The sequence below is a fragment of the Mesobacillus sp. genome, assembly GCF_049588175.1.
GTDB lineage: Bacteria > Bacillota > Bacilli > Bacillales > Cytobacillaceae > Mesobacillus.
The window spans coordinates 1-5,069 of record NZ_JBAVFI010000636.1 but is presented as its reverse complement, the minus strand read 5'-3'; the positions used below and the strand labels follow the sequence as shown (position 1 = coordinate 5,069).

At 40.7% G+C, this 5,069-nt stretch carries 7 protein-coding genes; 2 read left to right on the top strand and 5 right to left on the bottom strand.

The features are described 5' to 3' along the window. Window positions 1-379 (top strand): DUF1284 domain-containing protein (locus WB217_RS15320; protein WP_423994104.1); only part of this gene is annotated, 379 nt, incomplete at its 5' end. Window positions 380-398: 19 nt separating this feature from the next. Here WB217_RS15320 and WB217_RS15315 read toward each other — a convergent pair. Together WB217_RS15315 and WB217_RS15310 are read right to left on the bottom strand one after the other, a co-directional pair. Continuing rightward, window positions 399-1,058, bottom strand: coding sequence for a TrkA C-terminal domain-containing protein (locus WB217_RS15315; protein WP_423994102.1), 660 nt, complete (start codon window positions 1,056-1,058; stop codon window positions 399-401). Window positions 1,059-1,145: 87 nt separating this feature from the next. After that, complete coding sequence (locus tag WB217_RS15310) at window positions 1,146-1,412, bottom strand: hypothetical protein (RefSeq protein WP_423994101.1); 267 nt, start codon at window positions 1,410-1,412, stop codon at window positions 1,146-1,148. 220 nt (window positions 1,413-1,632) lie between these two features. On the opposite strand from WB217_RS15310, the gene WB217_RS15305 reads away from it, so the two are divergent. Continuing rightward, window positions 1,633-2,571, top strand: coding sequence for a magnesium transporter CorA family protein (locus tag WB217_RS15305; protein ID WP_423994100.1), 939 nt, complete (start codon window positions 1,633-1,635; stop codon window positions 2,569-2,571). A 42-nt stretch (window positions 2,572-2,613) separates the two neighbouring features. On the opposite strand, the gene WB217_RS15300 is transcribed toward WB217_RS15305, so the two are convergent. From WB217_RS15300 to mscL, 3 genes are all read right to left on the bottom strand, one after another. After that, on the bottom strand, window positions 2,614-2,946 hold the full coding sequence (locus WB217_RS15300; RefSeq protein ID WP_423994099.1) for a DUF3243 domain-containing protein: 333 nt from the start codon (window positions 2,944-2,946) through the stop codon (window positions 2,614-2,616). Window positions 2,947-3,893: 947 nt separating this feature from the next. Then, window positions 3,894-4,529, bottom strand: a complete 636-nt coding sequence (locus WB217_RS15295) for a Bax inhibitor-1/YccA family protein (RefSeq protein WP_423994098.1) — start codon at window positions 4,527-4,529, stop codon at window positions 3,894-3,896. Window positions 4,530-4,577: 48 nt separating this feature from the next. After that, entirely contained in the window at window positions 4,578-4,958 is a 381-nt protein-coding gene (gene mscL, locus WB217_RS15290; RefSeq protein WP_423994097.1) for a large conductance mechanosensitive channel protein MscL, read from the bottom strand. Between the last annotated feature and the right edge of the window lie 111 nt (window positions 4,959-5,069).

Genomic DNA, 5,069 nt, shown 5'->3' with positions numbered 1-5,069 from the left:
ATATAGTCCTGAGTTTGTTAAAAAGATGGAAAGCATCGTAAATGATATACGAGATTCTGAGCAGGATTTTTACATAAAGGTTGTGGCAGCATTCGATGATGCCTGTATGTCGTGCCCGCACCGGGGGCTTGAAATTTGTGAAGCTGGTGAGGGGTCAAATGAACATGTGTTATCAATGGACGGCAAAATCATTCGCCATTTAGGTCTGGAACCTGGAAACAGCTATTTAAAATCCTACCTTGTAAAATTAACTGCAGAAAAGGTCGAACCAGACGATCTTGATTACCTTTGCAAAAATTGCTCATGGCTCCAATATGGGGTGTGCAAGGAAGGAATCGCCGATCTGCGCAAAAATAACAAAATGCCTGACCAAGGGTAGTTAATCCACTGCTGCTTGGTCAGGTATCTTTAAATTTATCATCGATTAATGGGTTGCTGCCATATAAAACGAGGCGGTCACCCGGCTCGAGTTCTGTTTGGTACGCTTTATTGCGAATAGCGATGTCACCTCTTTTAATGAAGAGAAGAATGAGGTCATCCTCAATACCGACGATTTCATCAAACTTCTTTCCGGCGAAACGAGATTCTTCGTCAATGGAAATTTCCCTTACCTTATCGTCTTCCTCCATCAGCAGGACATCTCGAATCGGCAGGTCGGCCAGCTCATAAGTTTCCTCCATTTCACTCTTCAGCTTTTCAGACAGTCGATTTTTCACACCTGGTACACGAAGGATGAATAAAATAACGAGTAGTGCTCCTGCTGTATAGGCAATTTCCATTGTATAAAACGTATCTGATAACAATTGTGTGATAACGGAAATGATAACCGCAAGAGAGAATGCTCCAAAGAGAATTAAAAAAGCACCTAATTTTCTCCTGACTGGATGGTCGATGATCAGCTCGGATTCGCCAGTAGTAAATCCGGTGCCCGTAAGCATGGATATTACCTGGAATCTGGCAATTTTTCGATCTAGCCCTGTGGCGACAAAAATTGAAGAATTAATTTCGATGACGGTAAAAACAATGAAAAGGTAAATGAAAATAAATAAAATACCCATTCCTCCTGCCTCCTCAATCCACCATAGTATTAGTAGTCGAGGGTGAATTTAAACAAAAATAAACCGGGGAATTGATCCCCGGACAGGTTATTGATGTTGCAGATTCTCGTTGTAGTAGTTTACTCCATACATGGAGCCTTCGCTGACCATCTTGTTGTCTTCAAGGTCAAGCGGGTCAGGGTTACCTGCTTTTTGAACAGGTGTGACATCCGTTTTTCCTGATGGCATGATTTTATCCTTCATCTGAGTTGCCATATTTGTAAGTTTTGATTTATTTTCAGGTTTCATCGCCATCCACAATGCCGCTGCTCCAACACCTAACATGACTGCAGATTTCATTGAGCCAGTTTGCATAGTATAGTCCCTCCTATTAATGACACTTTTTTAAGTGCATAGAGGCCTAAAGCGATTTTTGGCTGCCTCGTATGTTATTGTTTACCCGCTTTATCGAGATAAAAAACATATTTGGATTGGAAGTATTTCCAAGTTCTAACCGTTATTCCGTTTCAATATGCTCTTTTAAGGGAAAAGTATTATTTGAAATTATGACTAGAATATGAAAGGTCTGAGACCCATGCATTATACTTTTAACGAGGGGAAATGGAAGTGGCATGATTTCCAAGCGGGACAAGCTTCCGAGCTTAACGAGATCACTACTATATATCCTACCTGCAATAACTGGTACAACAACATAAAAGATAATCAAGCTAACTTTCTTCAGTTAAATACACAAACAAGGGGAGAAGAGTACATTTGGGGCTCCCTGATTTATCGGCAGGATATCGAAGAGAAGCACGAAAAAAACATCTTCCATTTTTATATCTGCAAGGAGTTCTTTATCACAATAGATTTTGACTTTTCAGTCCTGAATTGCAATCATGAAAGTGTTCAAAATCAAATGGAACAAGCGGAAAATGGTGTGGAAGGTTTTTTTATTTTACTGGGAGAAATCCTCCTGAATTATTTAAAGAGAATAGATGAATATGAAGAGCAGCTGCATGAATTGCTCTGGAAATTGAAAGAACAGAACAATCTCGAGTTATTGGAGAGAGTGTATGAAAATCGCCATGAACTCTTGATTTGGAGGAATTTGTTAATCCCGATAACAGAGTTGAAGTATATTGCAGAAGAAGCTTACGGCAGTGATATTAATAAGATGTCAGAATTCAGCAGGGTCGCTACCCGGATTGAAAGAATCCAGATGCTTTTAAATGCATACCAGCAAGAAATCGATACAATGATCAACCTTGAGGAAGTCGTTTCGACACATCGCGGGAATGAAATCATGAAGACGCTCACTGTAATGACTGTTTTATTTACACCGGTCATGGCCTGGGGAGCACTTTGGGGGATGAACTTTAAGGTCATGCCGGAGCTAGAATGGAAGCTAGGATATGCGATGGCTGCTGCATTGATTTTGGTATCAACTGTTGGCCTTTATATTTACTTAAGAATGAAGGGCTGGATGGGAGATATTTTAAAAGGCAGGAAGAAGAATTCATTTTTCAAATAACAAAAAATCGCCCTTTTTAGCAGGGCGATTTTTTATTGAAAACTATTCAGCCAGTTTTACCAGCATATGTGCAAGTTTGTGCTGCTCTTCTTCCGTGCCTACCTTCCAAAGCTCTTTTAATAGCTGTTCCTCACGGTTGCGCGGTTCTACTTTATCAGCAAGATAGTCAGCAATTTTCTGCGCAGTGTTTGCAAGCTGTTCTTCATTTAATCCTGCTGTTTTACCAAGCTGGATCCGCTTGCTCAGATAGGATTTAAATTCACTGAAGTCACCAAGGATTTCCTCTGCACGTTCACGATCCAGTCGATTGAGAGTCTCGTCCACCTTGCTAGTATCCACTTCGCCATCTTTATGAATCATATGATCTTTCTCCATGTGAAAAAACCTCCTTGTAATTGATAGTTATTAAATATCCTTTAGTAGAATTTTGTAAACCATGGGAGCACATTCGAGAAAAAAGGGTGTCAGCCAGTAATTTGAAAAGGTTGAACCCTCATAGAAATGAAATGACATTCAATTAAAAAAGGTGCAAGCCATCAGGCCAGCACCTTTTTTAAGTCCGACAAACGGACGATGGGAGGAGTATTCAGTTTTTGTATTCAATTTCCGTCGGGGTAAATCGATCTTAAATGTATCGATTTAAGACCAGCGTGCCTTGAGACAGCAACGCAAATCTTCCTCCACTTGCTAAGCCAATGACGTATTCCGAAGTCGCCGTAAAGTTCTCCACTTTAACCAGTCCCTTCTATGTTGATCTTGGCATTGCTCAGGTCTTGCGGACAATTTGGAGGAGTATTAGTTATTGCTGATCAAAATAACTCACTGAGGCAAATCGATCTCAAATGTATCGATTTAAGACCAGCGTACCTTGAGACAGCAACGCAAATCTTCCTCCGCTTGCATAGCCAATGACGTATTCCGAAGTCGCCGTAAAGTTCTTCACTTTAACCAGTCCCTTCTTGATTTGTATTGGCCTTGGTCGATCCAATGGACCGATGCTGAAGTAGTATTCGGTTATCGCTTACTCAAAAACTTAACTGGTTTGAATCGATGTTACGTCCATCGATTTAAGACCAGCGTGCCTTGAGACAGCAACGCGAATCTTCCTCCGTTTGCTAAGCCAATGACATATTCCGAAGTCGCCGTAAAGTTCTCCACTTTAACCAGTCCCTTCTTTGTTTTGTAATGGCCTTGCACTATTTATATACCCGGATGAAATGACTGAAAACTTAATAAACTCAATTAAAAACTGGTTTTTAAACCAAGTTTTGGAAAAAGGAAAAGGCAGCCCGGAAATGAGCTGCCTTAGTCATGCCTATTTATTAATCCCTGCTCGATATTACCCCAAAGAAGCGAAGGATGTATAGGAATAGGTTGATGAAGTCCAGGTACAGGTTTAGAGCCATCAAAGGCACCTCTTCTGGGCTTACACCGTAATGCTTCATCCTGTTGATATCAAATAAAACATAACCGCTGAATACAAGAATTCCAATGAAAGAATATGCCAGCATACCTGTCGAGCTGAGCGGCCAGAAAATATTGAAGATGCTGATCGCGATTAAAGCTAGTAACGCTGCCATCAGCATGCCGCCAAGGAAGCTAAGGTCGCGCTTCGTTTTTGAAGCGTACAAAGCAAGTCCGCCAAATACGACTGTCGTAGTTCCAAGTGCGTTGATGACTACATTTGCGCCAGAGGTAGCGACATAATGGGCGATGACTGGATACATCGTAATTCCGGAAATAAACGTAAACGCGTATAAGAACGTATACGATACAGCTTTCCTTTTACGTAAAAAGAATATGCTGATCAGCATCACAACCTCGATAATAACAAGGGGAAGGAACAGCGCAGGCGGGACAAATACTCCGGCCATTGTACCAATAAAGGCAATTGCCAGTGAAATCGCAAACGTGCGCATCACCGATGGCATTAATGTTTTTTCAGAATAAGCGTACATTCAAGGTCACCTCATAATTTTTGTTTGATAATATATACGGTGACAGGCTCAGGAAGTTTCATTAATTCGTTTATTTTCTTTTAATAAATCTCGGATCTCAATAAGAAGTTCTTCTTTTAGGTCAGGTTTTGGCTCGGTCTTCTGTTCCTCTTTCTTCTTTTTAAAGCGTGTAATTAGCCTGATAAATAGAAAAATAGCAAAAGCGGTAATGAAAAAGTTTACGACAGCTTGTAAAAACGCTCCGTATTTTATAACCTTATAAGCCAGATTTGAAAAATCCTCACCGAATGTTACTAATCCGACAATCGGCATGATAATGTCATTCACCAGCGAAGTAACGATTTTTCCGAAAGCCGCCCCGATAATGACCCCGACAGCCAAATCCAGGACATTGCCCTTCAAAGCAAACTTTTTAAACTCTTCCCACATAAAAAACGGACCCCCTATATAAAAATTGCAACCACCATTATATTCTGCGAGAAACAACAACAAAAATCAATAGGCCCATTCTGGGGGAAGGGAAGGAGAGAGGGATAAGAG